This is a genomic window from Haladaptatus marinus (assembly GCF_051194195.1).
The window spans coordinates 103,967-125,279 of sequence record NZ_JBLZNK010000005.1; the positions used below are offsets into that span (position 1 = coordinate 103,967).

At 59.6% G+C, this 21,313-nt stretch carries 19 protein-coding genes and 1 pseudogene; 9 read left to right on the forward strand and 11 right to left on the reverse strand.

Annotated features, from left to right (window positions below):
- Positions 1–10: 10 nt before the first annotated feature.
- Positions 11–451 (forward strand): DUF7988 family protein, encoded by a 441-nt coding sequence (locus tag ACN2TU_RS17690; RefSeq protein ID WP_435157206.1) that lies wholly within the window; start codon positions 11–13, stop codon positions 449–451.
- Between the two features lie 441 nt (positions 452–892).
- Positions 893–1,705 carry a PQQ-dependent sugar dehydrogenase gene (locus ACN2TU_RS17695; RefSeq protein ID WP_435157817.1) on the forward strand — a complete coding sequence of 271 codons (813 nt, stop codon included), beginning with the start codon at positions 893–895 and terminating at the stop codon, positions 1,703–1,705.
- Here the strand turns inward: ACN2TU_RS17695 and ACN2TU_RS17700 are convergent.
- Positions 1,702–2,145 carry a hypothetical protein gene (locus ACN2TU_RS17700; protein ID WP_435157207.1) on the reverse strand — a complete coding sequence of 148 codons (444 nt, stop codon included), beginning with the start codon at positions 2,143–2,145 and terminating at the stop codon, positions 1,702–1,704. The two genes, ACN2TU_RS17695 and ACN2TU_RS17700, sit on opposite strands and share 4 nt — an antisense overlap.
- Before the next feature lie 91 nt (positions 2,146–2,236).
- On the opposite strand from ACN2TU_RS17700, the gene ACN2TU_RS17705 reads away from it, so the two are divergent.
- From ACN2TU_RS17705 to ACN2TU_RS17715, 3 genes are all read left to right on the forward strand, one after another.
- The gene (locus tag ACN2TU_RS17705) at positions 2,237–2,917 is read left to right on the forward strand and encodes an MBL fold metallo-hydrolase (RefSeq protein WP_435157208.1); all 681 of its coding nucleotides are present in this window, start codon (positions 2,237–2,239) and stop codon (positions 2,915–2,917) included.
- 211 nt (positions 2,918–3,128) lie between these two features.
- Entirely contained in the window at positions 3,129–4,076 is a 948-nt protein-coding gene (locus tag ACN2TU_RS17710) for an NAD-dependent epimerase/dehydratase family protein (RefSeq protein ID WP_435157210.1), read from the forward strand.
- Entirely contained in the window at positions 4,073–4,810 is a 738-nt protein-coding gene (locus ACN2TU_RS17715) for a CPBP family intramembrane glutamic endopeptidase (RefSeq protein ID WP_435157211.1), read from the forward strand. The genes ACN2TU_RS17710 and ACN2TU_RS17715 overlap by 4 nt, the downstream gene beginning before the upstream one ends.
- A gap of 43 nt (positions 4,811–4,853) precedes the next feature.
- Here the strand turns inward: ACN2TU_RS17715 and ACN2TU_RS17720 are convergent, their stop codons facing one another.
- Positions 4,854–5,135 carry a WNWW family protein gene (locus ACN2TU_RS17720; protein ID WP_435157213.1) on the reverse strand — a complete coding sequence of 94 codons (282 nt, stop codon included), beginning with the start codon at positions 5,133–5,135 and terminating at the stop codon, positions 4,854–4,856.
- Positions 5,136–5,164: 29 nt separating this feature from the next.
- Here ACN2TU_RS17720 and ACN2TU_RS17725 point away from each other — a divergent pair, with 29 nt between their 5' ends.
- Complete coding sequence (locus ACN2TU_RS17725) at positions 5,165–5,443, forward strand: hypothetical protein (protein ID WP_435157214.1); 279 nt, start codon at positions 5,165–5,167, stop codon at positions 5,441–5,443.
- A 62-nt stretch (positions 5,444–5,505) separates the two neighbouring features.
- Here the strand turns inward: ACN2TU_RS17725 and ACN2TU_RS17730 are convergent.
- Positions 5,506–6,185 (reverse strand): annotated as a pseudogene (locus ACN2TU_RS17730) (DUF7504 family protein).
- A 109-nt stretch (positions 6,186–6,294) separates the two neighbouring features.
- Positions 6,295–7,524: an AI-2E family transporter gene (locus ACN2TU_RS17735; protein WP_435157215.1), complete on the reverse strand. Its 1,230-nt coding sequence runs from the start codon at positions 7,522–7,524 to the stop codon at positions 6,295–6,297.
- Between the two features lie 127 nt (positions 7,525–7,651).
- Between ACN2TU_RS17735 and ACN2TU_RS17740 the strand changes: the two genes are divergently transcribed.
- Complete coding sequence (locus tag ACN2TU_RS17740; RefSeq protein WP_435157216.1) at positions 7,652–8,764, forward strand: M24 family metallopeptidase; 1,113 nt, start codon at positions 7,652–7,654, stop codon at positions 8,762–8,764.
- An 83-nt stretch (positions 8,765–8,847) separates the two neighbouring features.
- Here ACN2TU_RS17740 and ACN2TU_RS17745 read toward each other — a convergent pair whose 3' ends face one another.
- The 5 genes from ACN2TU_RS17745 to ACN2TU_RS17765 form a co-directional block, all read right to left on the reverse strand.
- Complete coding sequence (locus ACN2TU_RS17745) at positions 8,848–9,651, reverse strand: lamin tail domain-containing protein (RefSeq protein WP_435157217.1); 804 nt, start codon at positions 9,649–9,651, stop codon at positions 8,848–8,850.
- 233 nt (positions 9,652–9,884) lie between these two features.
- Complete coding sequence (locus tag ACN2TU_RS17750) at positions 9,885–10,757, reverse strand: ABC transporter ATP-binding protein (RefSeq protein WP_435157218.1); 873 nt, start codon at positions 10,755–10,757, stop codon at positions 9,885–9,887.
- Positions 10,754–11,605, reverse strand: coding sequence for an NAD(P)/FAD-dependent oxidoreductase (locus ACN2TU_RS17755; RefSeq protein ID WP_435157219.1), 852 nt, complete (start codon positions 11,603–11,605; stop codon positions 10,754–10,756). Before ACN2TU_RS17755 ends, ACN2TU_RS17750 begins: the two co-directional genes overlap by 4 nt.
- Positions 11,605–12,696, reverse strand: a complete 1,092-nt coding sequence (locus tag ACN2TU_RS17760) for a FecCD family ABC transporter permease (protein ID WP_435157220.1) — start codon at positions 12,694–12,696, stop codon at positions 11,605–11,607. The genes ACN2TU_RS17755 and ACN2TU_RS17760 overlap by 1 nt, the downstream gene beginning before the upstream one ends.
- 247 nt (positions 12,697–12,943) lie before the next feature.
- A complete protein-coding gene (locus tag ACN2TU_RS17765) occupies positions 12,944–14,122 on the reverse strand; it encodes an ABC transporter substrate-binding protein (protein WP_435157819.1) in 1,179 nt (392 codons plus the stop codon).
- Positions 14,123–14,292: 170 nt separating this feature from the next.
- On the opposite strand from ACN2TU_RS17765, the gene ACN2TU_RS17770 reads away from it, so the two are divergent.
- Positions 14,293–15,441: a hypothetical protein gene (locus tag ACN2TU_RS17770; protein ID WP_435157221.1), complete on the forward strand. Its 1,149-nt coding sequence runs from the start codon at positions 14,293–14,295 to the stop codon at positions 15,439–15,441.
- Here the strand turns inward: ACN2TU_RS17770 and ACN2TU_RS17775 are convergent.
- Entirely contained in the window at positions 15,407–16,684 is a 1,278-nt protein-coding gene (locus ACN2TU_RS17775; RefSeq protein ID WP_435157222.1) for a TIGR00341 family protein, read from the reverse strand. The two genes, ACN2TU_RS17770 and ACN2TU_RS17775, sit on opposite strands and share 35 nt — an antisense overlap.
- A gap of 31 nt (positions 16,685–16,715) precedes the next feature.
- On the reverse strand, positions 16,716–19,109 hold the full coding sequence (locus ACN2TU_RS17780) for a PAS domain S-box protein (protein WP_435157223.1): 2,394 nt from the start codon (positions 19,107–19,109) through the stop codon (positions 16,716–16,718).
- Between the two features lie 466 nt (positions 19,110–19,575).
- On the opposite strand from ACN2TU_RS17780, the gene ACN2TU_RS17785 reads away from it, so the two are divergent.
- Entirely contained in the window at positions 19,576–21,303 is a 1,728-nt protein-coding gene (locus tag ACN2TU_RS17785) for a MutS-related protein (RefSeq protein WP_435157224.1), read from the forward strand.
- The last annotated feature ends 10 nt before the right edge of the window (positions 21,304–21,313 follow it).

The following is a 21,313-nucleotide window of genomic DNA, read 5'->3' on the forward strand; positions in this document are numbered from 1 at the left end:
CGTTCGAACGATGGCCGACCCGGAAATCGCCGCCCGCGAGTACATCCTCTCCGAACACGGTGAAACTATCTATGCCGTCATTCGCTGTGCGGACGCGGTCGCCGAGTCGTGGCACGACGAAGCAACGACTGGCGCACCGCGTATGACGACCGACCGCGAGAAAGTCGTGGAGCCGTTATCGCGCGAACTCCGCGACTCCGGGTTGATGATGGAGTTTCCGACCATCCTCGCAGCGTCGGTGTCCGCCGTCGGATTCTCGTTACAGGCCACGCCAGTTCCGGCTCCGCCATACGTTGCACTGACCAGTCGCGGGCCGGTTCTCCGAGCGACGGTTCCGGCGGGTCGATTGGTCGTTTCGTTCGACGTGTTCGACGTAGTTCGTGATGGTCGAACTCGGTACGTTCGTGGAGCAAGCGACCCGAAAGACGTGGTTTCGGTCGAAGTTAAATAATCCAAGTGGTCGAAATTTCAGTGGATACGATTGGCTCGAGCGAAGTAGTGGTATAGTCGCTGCGTACCGTGACTTCCGCCGAAATATCTCAAAACAATTTGCCAAAAATTTAACTTTCAATGAATGTATTCATCGTCTCATGCCACCCAGTACCAGACGACAGGTTCTCGCCAGTGCAGGTGTTCTCCTCTCGGTCGGCGTCGTGACCGGCAACACGACGTCCGGAGCACACCACGAATCATCCGCTCGCGCCTCCCGCACCGCTTCACCGCTGGAGGTGGATGGACGTCCTGCTCAACAGAACTCCACCGTCGAGACGGTTGCGACCGACCTCGAAATCCCGTGGGGTACCGACTTCGCGCCTGACGGAACGCTCTATTTCACGGAGCGCCCCGGGCGCGTCAATCGACTCGGTCCGACGGCGTCGAACTCCTTGCCGAAATCGATGACACGAACGCGGTCGACGAGGGTGGTTTACTCGGACTCGCGCTGCACCCCGATTTCCCGTCCACGCCGCACCTCTACCTTTTCCAGACCTACGAGGACGGCGGCATTTCACAGCGCATCCTCCGCTACCGCCTCACGGACGGCGAACTCGAACGCGAAGCCGTGATTTTCGACGACATTCCCGGCGCGCAGCGACACACGGGTGGTCGTCTCGCCTTCGGGCCGGATGGACACCTCTACGCGTCGGTCGGTGATGCCGACCAACCGGAACTCGCGCAGAATCCCGAAACGCTTCACGGGTCGATTCTCCGACTCAATCCGGATGGGTCGGTACCCGACTGCGAACGGGCGGTGTTCAGCTACGGCCACCGGAATCCCGAGGGACTTGCGTTCCACCCGGAAACCGGCGCTCTGTACAGCACCGAACACGGCCCCGATACGGACGACGAAGTCAATCGCATCGAACAGGGGAACAACTACGGCTGGCCGGTCGTTACCGGGGAGAGCGACGACCCGGCGTTCACCGACCCTCTTACGTCGTACACGCCGACCATCGCACCCGCGAGCGCGGCGTTCCACGACGGGGCGTTCTACTTCGGAATCTTGGCGGGTGAGCATCTACACCGAGTGACGTTTGGTTCCGAAGGCCAGACGGTCGAATCCGATGAACGACTGTTCGAAGGCGAGTTCGGTCGGCTCAGAAGCGTCGTTTCCGGCCCTGACGGTCTCTACTTCGCGACGAGCAATCGAGACGGCCGAGGCTCACCAGTGACCGACGACGACCGGATTCTCAGGTGGACGCCCTAAAGCGGTTCCACGCTCACGCTTCCGGCCGCACCTCCCGCCAGTGCACCTTCGATTGCGAGAAGGAGTCCGACGACCGCGGGAACGAGAATTGCGAGTTGCTGATCGTACATCGCGGCGAACTCGCTCGGGAGCCCACTCGTCGCTATCAGATAGTTCAGTCCCCAGAGCGCGCCGACCTCGCTTCCCGGCGTTACCATGGTGTAGCCGAGAACAAGTGCGAGTGCGCCGCCGCCGATGACTCCTGCGAACAGGCCGTGGCGGATTCCATCGCGCCAGTTTCCACCCGCGACCCGTCCGGCAACGTAGCCTCCTGCGAGTCCGACGGTGAGGAGTGCGAGTGCGGCAGTTATCCGCAACTCCGGCGGAAGTGGAAGGGTCGCACCGACTGCCACCGCGAGCAGTTCGACCAGCACCCCCGCTCCGACCGCTTCGACGTGCATGGATGACTGTCGACGTTCGACGTGGGAAGGCGTTTTGGCTCCAGTGATGGTTGGCTCCGTGTGTTAAGTCCCTGCCCGGCGTACTCCGTGTATGGCGCAGGAACTCGCGGCGGGCGTTTGGCTGCTCGAACTCGGTTTTCCCGTCTTCGGGGCCAACGCGTTTCTCGTGGACGACGGCGAGGTGACGCTGGTCGATACGGGCTTGCCATGGTTCGGCGTCCGCCGAGAGCTTCGAGACGCAGGCTACGAACCCGCCGATATCGACCGCGTGCTCGTAACACACTACGACATTGACCACGTCGGCGGCCTTCGAAACCTCCACGACCTCGAGGTGCCCGTCTTCGTCGGCCAGCGAGATGCGGACTTACTTTCGGGAGTCTACGACCCGCCGTTGCTCCATCACAAAGGAGTGTTCCACCGCTTTGCCCGACTGCTCGTTCCGATTCCGGAGGGATTCGACGTTCGTCCGCTGAAAGACGACGCGCAGGTCGGCGGATTCACGGCCTACCACACACCCGGCCACAATCCGGGCCACACCGTGTACGTCCACGACGACCTCAGCGTCGGTTTGGTCGGCGACCTCGTCTGGGAACGCGACGGCGTCCTTACCCCACCGGAGTGGTGGGATTCTTACGACACCCGCGAAATTCGGCGGAGTATCCGGCGCTTTGCTGGAACGGTTCCGTCCATCGAAGTGCTCTGTATGGGCCACGGGACACCGATTCGCCGCGGTGGCTCAGAGGTGCTTTCGATCCTCGTCCGTCGCTTGTAACACGGTGCTGAGAAGGTGCGCTCACCGGTTCCAACTACTATATCAGAAAAATCAACTTCATGAGAATTTGGTTTGCGCCTACTACGAGCGGTTACCTTTCCTCTGTCTTCGCTTTTCGCACCCTGTCGGAGTCATCCCTCTCCCCAAAAATAACAGATTAGTTACACAACAATCACTATCCTCGAAGTCGAATCGGGATACGGAGGGTGGAATGGGGGTACGATATCTCGTCACAGGGGCGACTGGTGCACTGGGGAGTGCCGTCGTTGAACGACTGCTCGAATCGAACCCGGACGACCGAATACGCGTTTTCGTCCGGAGTCAGCGACGCTTCCGCGAAATTTTTCCGCGTGCAAATGTCGAAATGGTTAGAGGGAACGTCCTCATCCCGCTCAACGTGCGTCGAGCGGTTCGAAACGTGGACGTGATCTTTCATTGCATCAACTTCCCACTCACGAACTACTACCACAATCTCGAATCGGCGCGCCTACTGGTCACGGCTATCGGCGATACCGACGCCCACGTCGTCTATCCCGGAAATACGTGGGTGTTCGAAACGCCGGAATTATCGACGCCGAACCCACCGATTACGCCGGAAACGCCAATCGACCCGCCGTCGCGCATGGCGAAAATCAAGGCGGAAACCGACGAAACACTCGTCCGTGCACCGTTTCCAACGACGGTCGTTCACCTGCCGGATTTCTACGGCCCGGGCGTAACGAACGACCTCGTGCGTCCACTGTTCGAGCGACCCATTGCCGGTCGGAACGTACTGTTTCCCGCTCCCGTGGACGTTCCACACGAGTTCATCTTCATCGAAGACGCTGCACGCGCACTGATTTCCGTGGCCGACCGATCCACCGCCGACCGCCGATTTACTGTCGGAACCGAACCGACCACGGTCGAATCCTTTATCCAAAGGGTGTACGACGCGGCCGGGACGGACGGCCGAATTAAGGGCGTTCCACCGTGGGTTCTTCAGGGCGGGGCGCTGTTCAGCGAGCGACTCGAAGTGGTGCGCGAAATCCTTCACGTCTTCATGCACGACACGACGATGAACGGCGACGCAATTCGAGATGCGGTCGGCTTCGAACCCCGCGTCGGATATGATGAGGGCATCAACCGTACTGTCACATGGTACCGGGAGGAATCAGAATGACGACGCTTTGGAACCCACGTTCTCGGGCGGTGTTCGCCGCGGTTGGACTGGGTCTCGGTGGCTACGCCTTCGCCGCCATCGTCGTTCTCATCGCCGCGTTCGCACTTCTCGCGGTCGGTATCCCTGTTCTCACCCGTCCGTCGCTCCTCGTCGCCGTCTCGGTCGTGATGGGACAGGGCGTGGCCTTCGGCCTGTTTGCGCTGGCATATTTACGATACACTGGTCGGGGTCTCGGGTATATCAAAGTTCGAATCCCGACGGTTCGCGATTTCGGCTGGATGACTGGTGGGTTCGTCCTCTTCTATGGCGGTCTCATCGCGGTGTCGCTCGTGCTCACGACGTTCGGTATTCAGTCCGCCCAGAACGAACTCGCCACGCTCGGCGAGAAAGACCCGCGGGTCTTCCTCCTGTTGATTCCGCTCTCGTTCCTGCTCATCGGGCCGGGCGAGGAGTTGCTCTACCGAGGTGTGGTTCAGGAGCGACTCCGCGAATCGTTCGGTCGCTGGCCCGCCATCGCGCTGGCGAGTCTCATCTTCGCGCTCGTCCACGTCTTCTCACTGCAAGGTGCGGGTAAAATCGTCTATCTCGCTATTCTCTTCGTCCTCTCGCCGATTCTCGGTGCGGCGTACGAGTACACTCGAAACCTCGTCGTCCCGGCATTGATTCACGGCGCGTTCAACGCTATTCAGTTCGCACTGGCGTATCTGATGATGACCGGGCAACTTCCATCGTAACGCGAGTCGCAGTGGCTCGTCGCTGGTTCGCTCAATCGGGTTGTCACTCCGTCCGTTGCCACCGGACGATGAGGAATTCGGTGTAGCCACCGTAGGCGATTCCCAACGACCCCATCCACCAGTTCCACTTCTCCGGAAGCGACCGCTCGTCGGGCGCATCGTGCAGATGCGAGACGATTGCCTCGGCTGTCAGTTCGACCCCCGTATCGTTTCGATACTCGCCCGAATCGACGAGGTCGCGCGCCTGTCGAACAACCACCCGACATGCTCCCTCGGGCGGATCGAATTCCTCCCGCAGTCGTCGGTCGAGTTCCGTCGCGTCCATTTAATATCGTGCTCCGCGTCGGTTTACCCATGCCAACGGTCTTCGCAGTGGACGAATACGAGGCACAGGAGTATGACGCCGTGCTTATCCAAGAAAACGCCGTGGTTTGTCTTAACGATGCCCCACCGCTCGCCCGAGTTATTCCCTTCGAGAAAGTGAATCATGTCGATGCAGACCCCGAGTTGCTCCTCACCGATTCCGAAGTTCCGGATTCGTTTTTCGGCGGTGCGGAGTACGCCTTCGTCGAAGTCTCGAAATTTGACCGACTACGGCGTCATTTGGACGAGCTAGAACGGGAACAGTACTGACTGCAATCGGTTTCGTATCCCTTTCTCTCGGAGCGAGATGCACAGTAATCCGTATCGCCCGTCTACAACTGTGACCAAGCCGTCGTGATATCGTGCTGTGGGACGTGCCAGCGCTGTTCGGCGACCAGTGTCCCTCGCTTTCGGAGTTCGATACGCGCGTCGAACAGCGGCGATAACTTCTGGACGACCCGTGATTCGTCCGGCATGGGAAGATGCACATGTTCGATGTCGTGAACGCCACGGACGAGGGCGGTGGTCGCTCGAAGAAACTGCTTCAACGCGGGGCGGTCGTACGCTTCGAGCAAGGGTTCGAGCGAGTCGATGCTAACCCTGAGTTCTGCGGAGTCGAGTCCGTCGGCTACGTCGTCGAAGTGGCCGACCGCCTGTGAGAGTTCACCTCTGAGACAGTCAAGTTCGTTCTCGCCGTCGGTGGGCGAGGAGTGCCCTCCGTCGGTAGCCGAGAGGTTTCCGCACGACTTGATGATTTTGACGGCCGAATCGCTGCGCCGAACGCCCGGGGGAGACTGTTTTCGATGTGCGCAGATGATGCGTCGGTGAATACCAGAAGCCGTTTTCGCTCACGTTGCGGGTCTCCGAGTAGTCGCTTCGTCGCTTGCGCAGTAACGCGTTCCGACACTGCTCCCGTTATCAACAGCGTACATCCCTGTCGCTTGAGCGTTCGTAACGTCCGATCGAAATTACGTTTGTTCCCGTCCCGATACAGGTTCCGCACGGATGGCATCTCTATTGATAGTCATTGGATTTATACTAAAATTTTTACTATTCATATATGGTTTATTCATATGGTAATATGGTGTAATATGCCGATTACGACGGCTACACGTTTTCGGTCAGTCGCGGATTTCCTCGTCCGCTGCTGTTTGCTCCGACGATCCTGTCTCCGATTCTTCACTCATTTCGGCACCTTCCTCCTCTCGGGTTTTCTCCCCCGTTTCTTCTGGTTCGGATTCGATGTCGCCAGTCACCTGTTGCGCTGGAAGCGGCTCTCCCTGCATCAGTTCCGGAAGCACGATGCGGTTGAACTGAACGAGTAGGACGAGCAAAAGCGGTCCGACGAACAGGCCGTACCACCCGAACAACAGCGGTCCGAAAATGTAGGCGAAAGACATCAGTCCGACGTGCAGGTTTCTCCCCGCCGTGTACGGTCGAATGACGGTTTCGGTTACCACATCCAAGGCGAGGACGACGACGACAACGAACACTACTGGGAACCAGAGAGCAGTTACACCCTCCCCGAGCGCACGAATTAAGAGCGACAGCGCGATTGGAACGTAGACGAGCTTCGTCCCGACGTGGGGAATGAGGCTGGCTACCCCCGTCAGCAAACCGAGTAGGGTTGGGAGGGGAATCGACAACCCCACCGGTGCGACGAAGGCGGCGACGTTGTACACGACAGCGGCGGCGAGTGCGACGACGAACGCTTGGAGAATGCTTCCGAAATACACTGTCTGAAGGTTGTCATCGACCGCAGATCCGTAACTGTACACCGTACTCCGCCTGCCGCCGATGTCGCTGACGAACCAGCGAACGAGTTTGTCGTCGTCCCGCAGGAGGTAAAATGCTAATGCCAGCGCGACGAACAACTGCAAGAGCGTGAGTCCGAACCCGCTCGCCGCGCTTACCACACCGCCGAGCAGTTCCGGCCCGCCGAGACGAACGAACGCCCCTTGACTCTCGCGTGCGAGGTCGAGTATCTGTTGTGGATGAACCGTCAGCGATGACAGGTCGAGATACGGTTGGAGGACGCCTTGGTAGTCCCCGACCGATTCTCCGGCGATTTCGGCAACCTCGATCGCGCTGACCGCGATGGCGTACGCGACCAGCACGAGGATCGGAACTGCGATGGCCAACAGTGACGCTATCGCGGTTACTCCCGGATGGCCCAGCCGTGACTCCAGTCGGTCGTAAATCGGTCGCGTCGCGTAGTACATGAACAGTCCGAGCGCGAACGTCCCGATGAACACGTAGAAGACGAAGAGCATCACTGCTCCGAAGATGATACCGACGACCCACCACGCGAGGCGCGGCCTGTCGCGCAGTTGCCCCTGTTCCCCACCCATACCTGTTTTACGCCGCTCATGGGTATATCACTCGGGGTCGGATTTCGACCCAGGTGTTCGCAAAGGAACTGCGATGAGACCGCCGGAAGAGTGTAATTTTTACGTATACCCAACGACAGCATCATCTATGACGGATGCTTTCGCAGAACGCACTCGCCGGTGTCAACAGCGCCTCCGGACGGTCGATGCGGACGCCGCGGTTTTGTTCCCGAGCACGAACCTCTTTTACGTCTCCGGATTCCGGGAACATCCCGGCGAACGCCACCTCTTCCTGTTCGTTCCGGTTTCGGGTGACCCAGTCTTCGTCGTTCCCGATATGTACGGCGAGCAGATCACCGACGAATCGTGGGTGTCCGACGTACGAACGTGGAGCGACGGCGACAACCCCCTCGAACTCGTCGACGCGGTCGCCGACGAGTTCGATCTCCACGGCGGTCACCTGCTCGTAGACGACACGATGTGGGCGTTGTTCACCCAAGACCTTCGGCGTGCGCTGCCGGACGCGACCTTCGGCCTCGCCAGCGAAGTGCTCGAACCCCTCCGAATGCGAAAAGACGAGGCGGAAATCGAGGTGCTTCGTCGTGCTGGCGACGTTGCGGACGAAGTCTGCGTCGAAATCCGCGAACTCGGCGAGGAAGCGATCGGCATGACCGAGCGAGAACTGGTCCGAGAAATCGAATCCCGACTCGGCGACGCGGGTGGCGAGGAACCGGCCTTCGACACCATCGTCGGTTCCGGATCAAACGGGGCGAAACCTCACCACGGCCACGGCGACAGACAAATTGGCTACGGCGACCCTGTCGTCCTCGATTTCGGCGCGTTCGTTGACGGCTATCCGGGCGACCAAACCCGAACCGTCGTCTTCGCTGGCACGCCACCCGAGGAGTTCGACCAAGTTCACCGCGCCGTCCGTGAAGCCCAACAAACGGGCGTCGAGGCGGTTGAACCCGGCGTCACCGCCGAAGCAGTGGATACGGCGACCCGCGAGGTCATCGAATCCTACGGCTACGGCGAGGGGTTCATCCACCGAACCGGCCACGGCGTCGGGTTGGACGTTCACGAAGGTCCGTATATCGTCTCGGGGAACGACGTAGAACTCGAACCCGGCATGGTGTTCAGCATCGAACCCGGCGTCTACATTCCCGGCGAGTTCGGCGTCCGAATCGAGGATTTGGTCGTCGTCACCGAAGATGGCTGTGAGCGACTGAACGATTCGCCACGGACGTGGCAGGCGTTGTAGGATAGCTTTCTTCGTTTTTCCTCGGTGCCGTCTGTTTCTCCGTACCGGATGATTTCGAAAAAATGAGAGTGCGTCGGAATCCGTCAGCAGTCGTTCGTTTCCTCGTTCTCGGTCATTTCCTCATCTTTGGACTTCGAGTCCTCGCTCGTGTCCTCCTCGGAATCGTTGCTGTCGTCGGCGTCCTCGCCCTCATCGTCTTCGGGCGCCGTCGTGGATTCATCCGAATCGCCGTCGTCCGACTCATCACCTTTGTCGTTGGACTCGTCCGTCGTGGTTTCCTCGGAGTCGTTTGAATCGCCGGTATCGCCATCGGAGTCATCGGAATCGTCGCTGTCGTTCGAGTCGTCCGAATTGTCGCCCGCGTTATCGTCGGAACTGTCGCTCGTGTCCTCATCCGAACTATCGGGTTCGTCCGTGGTATCCGAGTCATCGGAATCACTTGACTCATCGTCTCCGGGCGCTGTTGCACCTTGTTCGCTGTCGTCGACGCTCCCTAGCGTCAACGTGACGATGGCGTTTCCGTCTCGCAGTTCGACGATATCCGGCTCTCCGTTGTAGAGAATGGTACCGTCGTATCCGGCGTTGTAGTCCGCATCGATGTTCGTCTCGCTACCCGTTCCGACCGTTATCGACTCTCCCGGGCCGATGGTCGTTCCGTCGGGGAACGAGAACCGTTCGTAGTCGTCGCCGAACGAGACGGTCAATCCGGATAGGCCGTACGACTGTTCACCTTCGTTTTCGATGACGATATACTCCCCTTCATCGTCCACCTCCACGATGTCGAGGTCAAGTGCGGCGTCTTGGGCGCTCACGAGGTGGAACCCGGTTGCAGACAGCAACAACGCGAGTACTACCGCGATTACTGCACCACGTCCTTTCCGTTTCATGATTTACTCTGAATCTCTATGAACGAGCCGGGAATTTCTCGTTGGCATGCTGTAATTAGTCGTAATCTCCCGGTAATTCCGGCTCGTTCGTGTGATAATCATGTCGTCAATCGTATCTATATAATGTTGACCAAATAACAAATCATTCAGATTTAAAATATGATAATCATGAATAAAGTTGTTCGCTGAACTGATTGTCTTTTTGGACTGAATTTAGACGTTTTCGATCGGATTCATAGCGGTCGTCGAGGCGTGACGACCGGCCCTTCCGGTTCGATTCCGACCGTCGCTTCGACGCCGAACACGTCCGCCAGTAGCTCTTCCGTAACGACTTCGCTCGGCGGTCCCCAATCGTACGGTTCGCCATCTCGTAGGGCAACGAGGTTGTCGGCGTAGCGGGCCGCCTGCGAGATATCGTGAAGGACGATGCCGATGGTCAGGTCTTCTTCACGTGCGAGCGTTCGAACGACCTTCAGTACGCGCAGTTGATGCCGCAGGTCGAGGTAGGTTGTCGGTTCGTCAAGGAGGAGTACGTCGGTGTCCTGTGCGAGTACCATCGCAATCCACGCGAGTTGTCGCTGCCCCCCGCTGAGACTGCCCATCTCCTCGTCGCGGAGATGCGTGACTCCGGCGAGTTCGAGTGCCTGTTCGACCGCTTTGTGGTCTTCCTCGGTCTTCGCGTCGAAAAAGCCACGATGCGGATAGCGTCCGTGGTAGGCGAGGTCTTCGACGGTCAGGTTTCCGGGCGATTCGTTCTCCTGTGAGAGCAACCCGAGTTTCTGCGCGAGCGTCTTCGTTCCGAGCGAATGTACGTCGTTTCCGTCGAGTCGGACGATTCCCGACTCGGGTTCGAGTTCCCGAGAAAGTGCCTTGAGGAGCGTGCTTTTCCCGCTTCCGTTCGGTCCGACGAGTGCCGTGATTTCGCCTGCCGGAACGATGATGGATTCACATTCGACGATGATTCCCGAGTCGGGATAGCCGATTTCCAAGTCGATTCCGCGCAGCTCGCTCGCGTCTCCCGTTCGCCCTTCGTCGCGGTTCTCGCCTCGTTCGACGACTATTCCGCCATCGGCTTTTCGTTCGTCGTCAGGTTCTCGTTCGCTCATGGTTCGATTTCCTCCACGTGTTTCTGGATGAGTTTTCGTCCGTGTTCCGTACGTTCTTCTCGCTCCGACCCGTCCATTTCCAACGCTCGATACTCGCGTTCGAGCCGTTTTCGCACTCGCCGTTTCTCCTCAGAAGTCGCATCGTCTGGCGCACTCTCGCCGACGAAGTCGTCCAGCCACTCCCAGTCCGTTCCGCTGTATCGACCGTCTTCGACCGTCCAATCGTAGTAGTGGTCGGCAACGTCTTCCCAAAGTCCCTCGTCCTCGCTGCGCACGTCGCGGACGAGCGCCAGCGCAGTCCGCGCGCCGTCACCCGCACTCACGATGGCTTGATGTTCGGCTTCGCCCAGCCACCCCGTGACGTACAGCCCGGGGACGGGCGTTCTTCCGTCGGGTTCCACAGCCTCTAACTCGTCTTCGAACGGGGTCAGATACTCGTCATCGTACACGGACGCGGCGACGAGTCGATTCGTTTCGACTTCCCGTCCGGTCTGTGTCGTCACGCGAAAGCCGTCGTCGGTGTTCGCAACGCCGACGACCATCGATTCGACTATCTCCGCGCCCGCGAGTTCCGCCTGCTCCCTGCTCAGCGCGAGGAAGGTTTCCGGCGGGATCCCGCCGGGAAAGCCGAGATAGTTTTCGAGATGCACACACTGGCGAATCGCCGCAGTTCCCCCGTCGAACACCAACGTATCGAGGCCGTAGCGGGCGAGAAACACCGCGGCGGAGAGTCCCGACGCACCGCCGCCGACGACGACGACATCCTGGTTCGAATCCGGTTCAGATTCCATTCGTCCGTCCGCCTCGGTTTCCGTTCGTCCGTCCTCTGTTTGCTGTATTCTCGGCATTAGAGCTCACCCAGTTTTTGTCGCTTGCGCATGAGATAGAGGAAGTACGGTCCGCCGACCAGTCCGGTCACGATACCTACCGGCACCTGAATCGGGTTGAGTGCGAGTCGCGCCCCTACGTCCGCACCCACGACCAGTGCAGGACCTGCAAACAGACAACCGAGGATGAGTTTTCGATAATCGGTTCCGACGATGTTTCGGACGATATGCGGAACGATGAGGCCGACGAAGCTCACGATTCCGGCGACGGAGATGGCGGCGCTCGCGGCGAGAATCGCCAGCGCCGAGAGTGCAAATCGAACCCGTTCGACCGACATCCCCAACGACCGAGCGGTTCGCTCGCCGAGGAGGAGGAGGTTCAACTGGCGCGAAACGAGCAAGGAAATCGGGACGATGAACAGCGTCGGAACCAGAATCGTTCGAACCTGTTCCCATCCGGTTCCGGTGAGCGACCCGGTCGTCCACGCGAGGGCCGTCTGCACCACGCCAATGTCCTGTGCGAAGAAGAACAGTCCGCGCTGGAACGAGTAGAAAATCGTTCCGACGATGAACCCGGCCAGCACGAGTCGGACGGGACTCGTCCCACCTTTCCACGCGATAGCGTAGACGATGATGAACGCCACGATACCGCCCAGTGCGGCGAACAGCGGGAGGAACACCGACAGACCGCTGAAGACGATGAGGGTCAGCAGCACGGCGAAGCCAGCGCCATGGCTGACGCCGAGGATGTACGGGCTTGCGAGTTCGTTTCGCGTCACTGCCTGAAAGATGGCCCCGGAGATGGCGAGGTTGGCACCGACCAGAATTCCGACGAGGACACGCGGCAGTCGGAGACTCCAGACGACCGTCGTTTCGCTGCTCAAATCCACTGGAATCTCGTTCCCGAGTAGCAGTGCCAGCAGTACGTCGGGATTCGTTATCACTTTGGGGTCGAACACCGCTCTCCACGCCTGTTCGAGCGACATCGAAAACGCGCCGAAACTCACCTGTACCAGTGACCCGACGACGACGATGCCAATGCTAGCAGCGACGAGTGCCGTGAGCGCCCCGTCAAACGTCTCCCGAATCTCCGTCCCAAAATCTTCAGTCATATGTCCTCTTTGTCGTTGAATCGGTCGAATCGAATGCCATTGTTCACAGTTCCGTGGCTTCGAATCGTCGTTTCGTTTTTAGGTCTCCCTAAATACCGATAAGGGCTTTGGTTTTCTCTGTAGGAGTACAGATTGGATCATCGAAAAATGAGGAAGGTGTGATATGGGATGAAACGCGAGCGCGATGCCCACCGTGCTCGCGTCGTTCGAAGTGCGATACACTGACTCGGCTTCCGCAGTTTTCGCCTTAGCCGTTGACGATGCTGGCGACCTTTTTGCGGTCGAACAGCGATTCGGAAACGTCGTACACTTGCTTTGCCGCGCGCTCGGTGACGACGAGGTTCGTGATTGGGCCTTGGTACAGCGGGCCGCCGCGGTACACGTCGCCGTTTTTGACTGCCGTGAGTTTGCTTCCCACGGAGTGGTTCTTCATGAACGAGACGACCGTGTTCTGGAACTCCTTCGCGGTCTGCTGTTCGTGCCCGCGGAGCAACAGCATGTCGGGGTCGATTTCGAGTAGCGTCTCGAAATCGACCTTTCCGCGGTTGCTGTGGAAGTCTCGAACCGACGTGCTAGCGAGCGCGTCGCGAACCTTGAGGTCTCGCCACTGCTTGAAACTCGTTCCCTCGCTGATGAGATACGGGAGGAACGACGTTGGTTCGTTGCCCGATGCCCACATGGTTGCGACTTCCGGGCGGTCTTTTTTCTTCTTCGGAACAACCGAATCCACTTTGGATTGGAACTCGTCGTGGAGCGACGAGAATTGCTCGTATCGGTCGGTTCTCTGGAACGCTTCGGCCAATTTCCCGAACGCTTCGTAGAGCGAGTAGTACGTGTAATCCTTGTGCCACTCGTAGCCACGCGAGAAGATGCTGTTTCCGAAGAGCGGGCCGATGTTCTTCCTGACCTCGTCGATATCGGCCTGCTTCCAGCCTTTGAACCGGTTCATCAGGAAGTTCGGGTCGATGACGTGAACGTCGCCGTCCAATTCGTAGAACAACTCCTTGTTGACGCCGTCCTGATACAGGTCGACCATGTTGCTTTTGTCGACCGACACACCCGGAATGTCGTCGTAGTACTGCGTGTGGTATCGACTCGTGAGCCACAGCGCTTTGGGCGGTTCGAGTCCGAGGGCGACGCCCATGTCGGCCCAACTCCCGTTGTTTGCTACCCACGTTTTCGGGGTGGATTCGAACTCGACCTTGCCGACGGGTTCCATCGACACCGAGTACGGACCAGACTGCGTCGTTCCGTCACTCGTTCCGGTACCACTCGTCTCGCCACCACTCGTCTCGCTTCCGTCGGTACTCGTCTGCTTGCCTTCACTGTTGTTACCGGTACATCCGGCGAGCAGTGCCGCGCCAGCGACACCGCTCCCCGCGATGAACCGACGGCGCGTGACGGGTTTTGACTCGTCTGCTACCATACTCATGTTTTAGGCTCGCCTAATAATACGTAAAACTTCCCATTTTTCGGCGGGCCTAAAACCTCGGCCCCACCGCTTCGATAATTTTTCGCATCCCCCGTCGAACCTGACGGTCGAGTTTCAAGTAGTTGCTCGCCGTACCGCACTACGGGAAATGGGGAAACGACACGATGGGGAACAAAGACGACGACAGCAGGAGACGACCAGCAACACGCTTTGCATTCGACAGACGCCTCAGGACGATGGGTCGCCGCCGATTCGTTTCGACGCTTCTCGGGGCCGGGTTCGGTTCCATGGCCGGGCTACTCACGCCCGAGGACGTGGAAGCAGCAGGCCGAAACGAAGTTCCACTCGTGTACGCGCACGGGGAAAACTTCGAACCGCGCACGATGACCGTTCCGGCGGACTGGTTCGCCGACCTTCGGTCTGCTTTCGACGCCCAGCGGCGATTCGACGTGCGCTCGACGCCGGGCGTCGTTGGAAGTGCCGTCATTCCGGGGGAGTTCGGCGGCCGAAACGCCGCACTCACAGTCGACGTGACAGGGAGTGAGGCGGGTGGTGCAGTTCCGGAGCGTGTCGGCGACGTAGCAGTCGAGGTAAACCGCGTCGAATCGACACGGTCGGACGAAACTCGCTCCGACCGAGCAAGTTCCATCGCTGGAAGGTGGATTCCGGGCGGCATTGAATGTGCCAACCGAGAGGCCTCCGGAACGCTCGCTCCTGCGATGTACGACGGGGAAACGCCGTTTTTCGCCACCTCCAACCACGTCTACGGCGGTGACGAGGAGCGGTTCAAAGGCGAACCGTTCTTCGTCTTCGGGAACCGTGGCCCGCGGAAAATCGGGGAAGTTCGCAGAGGCTACCAACTTGACGACTTTGTCCGCATCGACCCGGTAAACGGGTTTCGCCCGCTGAGCGTGATTCACGGCGAATCACCGTCTCCAGTCGTCGGACAGTTCACGCGCGAGGGGCTTGCGGAACTCAAAGCACGCGGCTCGAAACTCGAGAAAATCGCGTCCAGGACGGGGCATTCGTCCGGAAAATTACAGGCCATCGATGGCATGACCTGCGCGTACGGGAAAGTGTGCAAGCGAGGTCAACTGAAGTGGGGGTCGCAGTCGGATTTCACCGACGGCGACAGCGGGAGCGTCAACTATCATCCAGACCCCGAAAATCCCGATTCGGGTCTCCTCATCGGTGGATTCAACAACGCCCGGACATGGTGGCCCGGTGAGGATTACATCTGGGGAACGTCGGCGTATCGCATCGTGAGCGAGTACGGCTTCACGTTCTCGCCACCGACCGCTGACGCTCGGTGAACTCCAGTTCGACCACCACTCGCCCATCGATCCGTCCCGAAATTTTATCGGCCAGATCCTTCGACAGCCGTGGATACGGTTCGTTGGTCGGACGACTGACGAGAACGGTAACGTGCTGGCTCTGGTCGACGATTCCCATGTCGTCGAACTCGACCTGTACTTTGACCAGTTCGAGATTTTTGTACTGGTTCTGCTGGAGCACGTTCTGTACCCCTTCGTTTACTGTGTTTTCCGTCTGCATTTGCTTGCTCATCACCAATCCTGCACCGGCAAACGAGACGAGCAGGATGGCGACTGCGATAAGCGTCGGGGCCGCCTTTCGAATCGAGGAACCTTTGACCGGTCGGTAGCCGAGCACCCAGAGCACGCTACCGCCCGCGGCATTGATGGAAACGGCGTTCACGACCAGCAGGACGAACGCCCCCAGTGCGATGACTGGCGGCCCCCAAGCGAGTCCGACGCCGACTGCGGCTGCCGCGGGGATGAGCGCCGCCGCAATCATGACGCCGACGAGCGAAACGGGAAGGGCGGTTGCGAGCCCGAGCGCCCCGGCCGCACCTGCGCAGATGCCGACCGCGAGCGAGAGGAACCCGGGCGAGACACGTTGACTTATCTGACTCACCGTCGCCACGTCGAGGGCCGGTGGAATGAACTGTGCGGATTTGAGCGCCCAGCCGAAAATCGTCGCGCTGACGATGGCGACGCCTAAACCGAGTATCTGTGAGCGCAACCCATCGAGAATCATGTGCCGGTCGTTCAGTACGAGACCGACACTCGTCGTCATCGCCGAACCAACCTGCGGTGCGATGACCATCGACCCGACGACGAGGGCGGGCGAGTCGAGCAGGAGTCCAGCAGTTGCGACGATTGCGGAGAGGATCGTCATCGCGTAGTACGTTATCGGACTCGGGTTCATCCCGAGTGCTTTCGTGCGAATTTCTTCCGTGGCGATGCTGTCGTTCTCGCCGCCCCCTTTGACGAACTTGTCCTCCAGTTCCTCGATATGTGGCGTCCGTGCCGTCTCCACACTTCCGATGACGGTGTAATCGTCGGGCAGACCGGCCTCTCGCAGGTCGGTGAGAACCCGGTCTACGGCCTGCGCTGGAAGTGGAAATTGGACGATAGCCGAGCTGTCGCCGTCGCTTTCCTCTCGGGTGAGCACGTAATCGATGTGCTCGTCGTCCAAGATGGCAAGGACGGCGTCCCGGCAGTCCTCCGGAACGAGAACCTGGATGAGACGCATGGCCGAAGCAACCGACCGGGGAATAAAAACCTCACCGGTCGAAGAACGTATCGACCAGTTTCGACTGGGTGCGACGGGGATGCTGATGAAACGTCGGCGGCGACACGTCGAGTGACGCCGCCACCTCTTCGCCCGTGCTGATGCGTGGCCACTCGAAAAATCCGACGAGGTAGGCCGTTTCCAGCGCCGTCCATTGGCGGTCGGTCAACGATTCGTCGAGCGTCGTGCGGAACTCAGTGACCGTCGGTTCCGGTTTGTCGCGTTCGCGCTGTGCGACGACTCGCGTGTCGGGAAACGCGTCCTGTATCGTCGCTATCGTTTGTCGGACGTTCGCATCGGTCGGTAGTTCTACGACCCCCCGTGCGCCGTCCTCGTCCGCGGTGGCACGTGCGATCGTCGCCCCTCTATCCGCGAGTGCCGTCATGAACGATATATTGTCGTGCCGTAGTTCGAGTACGCATTCGTCATCTCGTTCATGGACGACGCGAACATCGGTTATTTCGTCGAATCGGGATAGTGGGTCGAGGACGTCGTCCGATGACACCCCCGACACGGACACGAAACAGAGAAGCGACCCATCGGATGAGAGTGTCGTACCGAGCGGGTCGAGTTCGCACTCGATTTCCTGCGGAAGTTGGACGAAAAAGATGTTCGAATCATTCGATTCGACCTCTATTTCCGCCACACAGTCCGAGAGGAGCGCCTTTCTGCTTTCGATTCCCGCGAGTGCGAGACCGACCGTTTCGCCGAGTTCCGAGAGCACCGCGCATTCGCGGTCATCGAACGCGTCGGGTCTATCAGCATGGATGACGAGGACGCCGTAGCACGTTTCGTCGTATCGAATCGGGATGGCGGCGAGCGACCGATAGCCTTTATCGAGCGATTCGTCCCGCCACGGTTCGAACGACGGGTCGGTGGCGATATCCTCGACCAGCACGACGCGTTCGGTTTCCAGCGCTTTCGTCGCCGGTCCCCGAACGCCGTCTTCGGGTCTGATGGCCGATTCCAGATACGTATCGCCGTTTTCATCGCCAGCGTGTGCCACCGGGTGGACGATTTCGGCGCTCGCGTCGTACTCGCCGACCCACGTGAATTCGTACGGTTCTGCTGTCGCCAACCGTTGGGGAACCGCCGCTTCGATTTCTTCGCGTGTCGTTGCCTGTACCAGCGTCCGGTCAACGTCACGGATGACCGCGTTGATGCGATTGAGTTCTTCCAACTCCGCTCTGTGTCTCGAAAGCGTCTCTTCGCGCTCCGCTCGGTCGAGTGCCGACTGCACGTTCGCCGTCAGGATTCCCGCGAAGTCGAGGGCGTACTCGTCGAACTCCATTTGACACTGCGACCCAAACAGGATTATACCGTGGTCGTCGAGGGGAAGGATGAGTTCCGTTTCGACCGACGTTTCCGAGTTGTACGTTCCCGGCTGGTTTTTCAGATCTTCGAAGACGGCGGCCTCCCCTGATTCGAACACGGACCACGCCAGCACATCCCCGGCGTCGAAGGTTGGTATCTCGTCGAACGTCTTCGTCGTGTTCTCCGTTACCGAGACGGGGCGAAGCGTCTGCGTTTCGGACTCTTCGAGATACACTGCGGTAAGCGGGAAATCGAGCGTCTCTTCGGCGGCCGATACCGCGATTTCACAGATTTCAGTCTTCGTCTCGGCCCTCATGAGGTCGCGTGTCGCCGACCGAAGCGTGTCCAAGGTTCGTTCGCGGGCGGTTCGTTCCGACACGTCCTTGAAAATCGCGTGGATGACGCGGTGTCCGTCGAGTTCCGTCACGGTCGAACTGATTTCGACCGGTATCTCCGTCCCGTCCGGACGAGCGATTTCGAACCCCGTCGCGTTCTTCGTGACACCACCGTGCTCCGCGTGCCGGTCGAACATTTGCTGATAGAACGCACGCCGTTCGACGGGATGAATTTCGATGTGATGGAGCGTTAACAGTTCGTCCCGTGGTCGTCCGAGGAGGTCTTCTGCTGCCGGGTTCGCATCGAGGATAAAACCCGTCCTCGCGTCGGCGACGAGAATGGCCTCCGGGCAAGTTTCGACCAGGGTTCGATACCGTTCGCGCGAGGTTTTGAGTTTTGACTCGACCTCCTTCCGTTTCGAGATGTCGCGAACGATTCCGATAATCGTCCGATCTCCGTCGTACTCACCCTCGCGGAACGACAGCGCGATGGGAATTTTGTGACCATCCCGGTGTCGGGCGACCGTCTCGACGTACTCCCAATCGACCTGTCGCTCACCGGTTTCGATAAATCGTGCGAGGGAATCGTTGTGTCTCGGTTGCAGTCGTTCCGGTATCAGTTTCGTGAGCGGCCGCCTGCGAAGCGCGTCCGGTTCGTATCCGAAAACCCGCTCGACACCGTCGTTTACATACTCGATGTCCCCGTTTTCCCCTATTATGACGATGGCATCGGGCATTCCATCGAGCAGCGCCTCGGTCTGGGATAACTCGTGTCGACTTCGTCGGCTTTCGACGAGAGTGTCGATTCGATGTGCGAGGAGTTAGTCACTCCCGGGACGAGCGTAGTCAGTCGCACCGGCTTCGAGTGCATCGCGTATCACTTCCTCGTCGGCCGAAAGAACGAGAAACGGAGGTTTGAATCGTGCTGACGAACGGTCTCGAGCACGGAAAACACGTCGCATTTCGGCGGTGAATGTTCACAATCGATGCAATCCACCGTTTCGAGGTCGTCGGGAATTTTTTTCTCGTTCGCAAACCGCACAACGTTTCCCTCGATGTCGACTCGTTCGTCGCCGAAATAGAGGAGTCGATTCACCGTGTTATATTCTTCTGGTAGAGATATAATTTCTTTAACTATCTCTAACGACATTATATTTTGGACGAACGGGAATCGTTAATAGCGCCCCGTGTCAGCCACCAGGTATGAGGCTGGAGGATTACTGGGGCGTCGGGCCGAAGACGAGCGACCTGCTCGAAACCGAGTTGGGTGTCGAACGAGCGGTTCAGGCGATCGAAGCGAGCAACGTCCGCGTCCTCTCGAACGCGGGCCTGTCGAGGGGCCGAGCGACACGGATCCTTCGACAGGCGAACGGTGGCGAGGGAATGGCGGTGCTGGCGACTCGGGACAGTCGCTCCGTCTACAAATCGCTCCTCGACCTCGCCAGCGATTATGCGGTAACGCCCGACGCTGGCGACCGGATTCGCGTCATGACGCCCGTTCGCTCCTCCGAGGAAGCGAGCGACCGACTCGATTCGGTCATTGACGCCGTCACGTCATGGGACGAACTGGCCGACTCCGAACGCGAGTCGGTTCTCGCCGCGTTCGAGGAATACGACGGGAGCGAGCGCACTGCGGTCGAGACCGCCCTCGCCCTGCAAGCGACCGGAACGACCGAGGGGGCGTTCGCCCCCGTTACGGAAATCGACTCAGATGCACTCGATGCGGCAGTCGGTGCCCTCGGTAAACTCGACGGCGACCGCGTCGCGAAGGGAGCGGACGACGAACTCGACCGCCTTCGCGACGAATTGGCAGGAGTTGAGCGACTCGAAAGCGGTGCATTGGACGTGATCGAAGCGGTTCAATCCGGCGACGTGCGGAACCCGGACGAATTCCGCGAGAGCTACGTCGAATACGTCGCCCACGAGACCGATATCGAACCGCAGCGCATCCGTACCGCGACGGTGGGGGAAGCCACCGACGCCACCGACTTTGTCGGGGGCTCGCTCCGCGAACTCGTCGCCGAACAGCGTGACGCAGTCGAGGAACGCGAAGCGACGGTTGCAGCGGAACTCGAAACCAGCATCGAGGAAACCCGCGGTGCCATCGACGCCGCCGTTTCCGCTGTCAATGACCTCGCAGTCTCGCTGTCGCTGGCCCGATTCGCCCACGAATTTTCCCTCACCCGCCCCGAGTTCGTGGACGAAGGTTTCGCGGTCGAGGGCGCACGAAACCTCTTTCTCGCCACCGGAAACGGGGATGTCCAGCCGATCACCTACGGGATCGGTGAACACGGGGTCGCCGGGCCGCCGAAAGGCGACCGCGTGACAGTCTTGACCGGGGCCAACAGCGGGGGGAAAACCACCCTGCTCGAAACGCTCTGTCAGGTCGCGCTGCTGGCCCAGATGGGGCTTCCGGTGCCCGCCGAACGGGCACAGATCTCGATTTCCGATACCATCGTCTTCCATCGCAGACACGCCAGTTTCAACGCCGGAGTGCTCGAATCGACGCTCAGAAACATCGTGCCGCCGCTCACGAACGACGGTCGTACCCTCATGCTCGTGGACGAGTTCGAGGCGATTACCGAACCCGGAAGCGCGGCCAACCTCCTGCACGGACTCGTCGGTTTGACGGTCGATAGGGGTGCGCTCGGCGTGTTCGTCACCCACCTTGCGGAGGATTTGAATCCGCTCCCCGACCAAGCACGGAAAGACGGCATCTTCGCGGAAGGGTTGGACGACGACCTCGAACTGCTGGTGGACTACCAGCCACGATTCGACACGGTCGGCAAATCGACCCCCGAGTTCATCGTCTCGCGCCTCATCGCCTCCGCGAACGACCGCGCCGAACGCGCCGGATACGATATTCTAGGACGAGCGGTCGGCGAGGCGGCGGTTCAGCAGACGCTCAGTTCGTGGGCCGAAGGCGAGTAGAATCGACCTG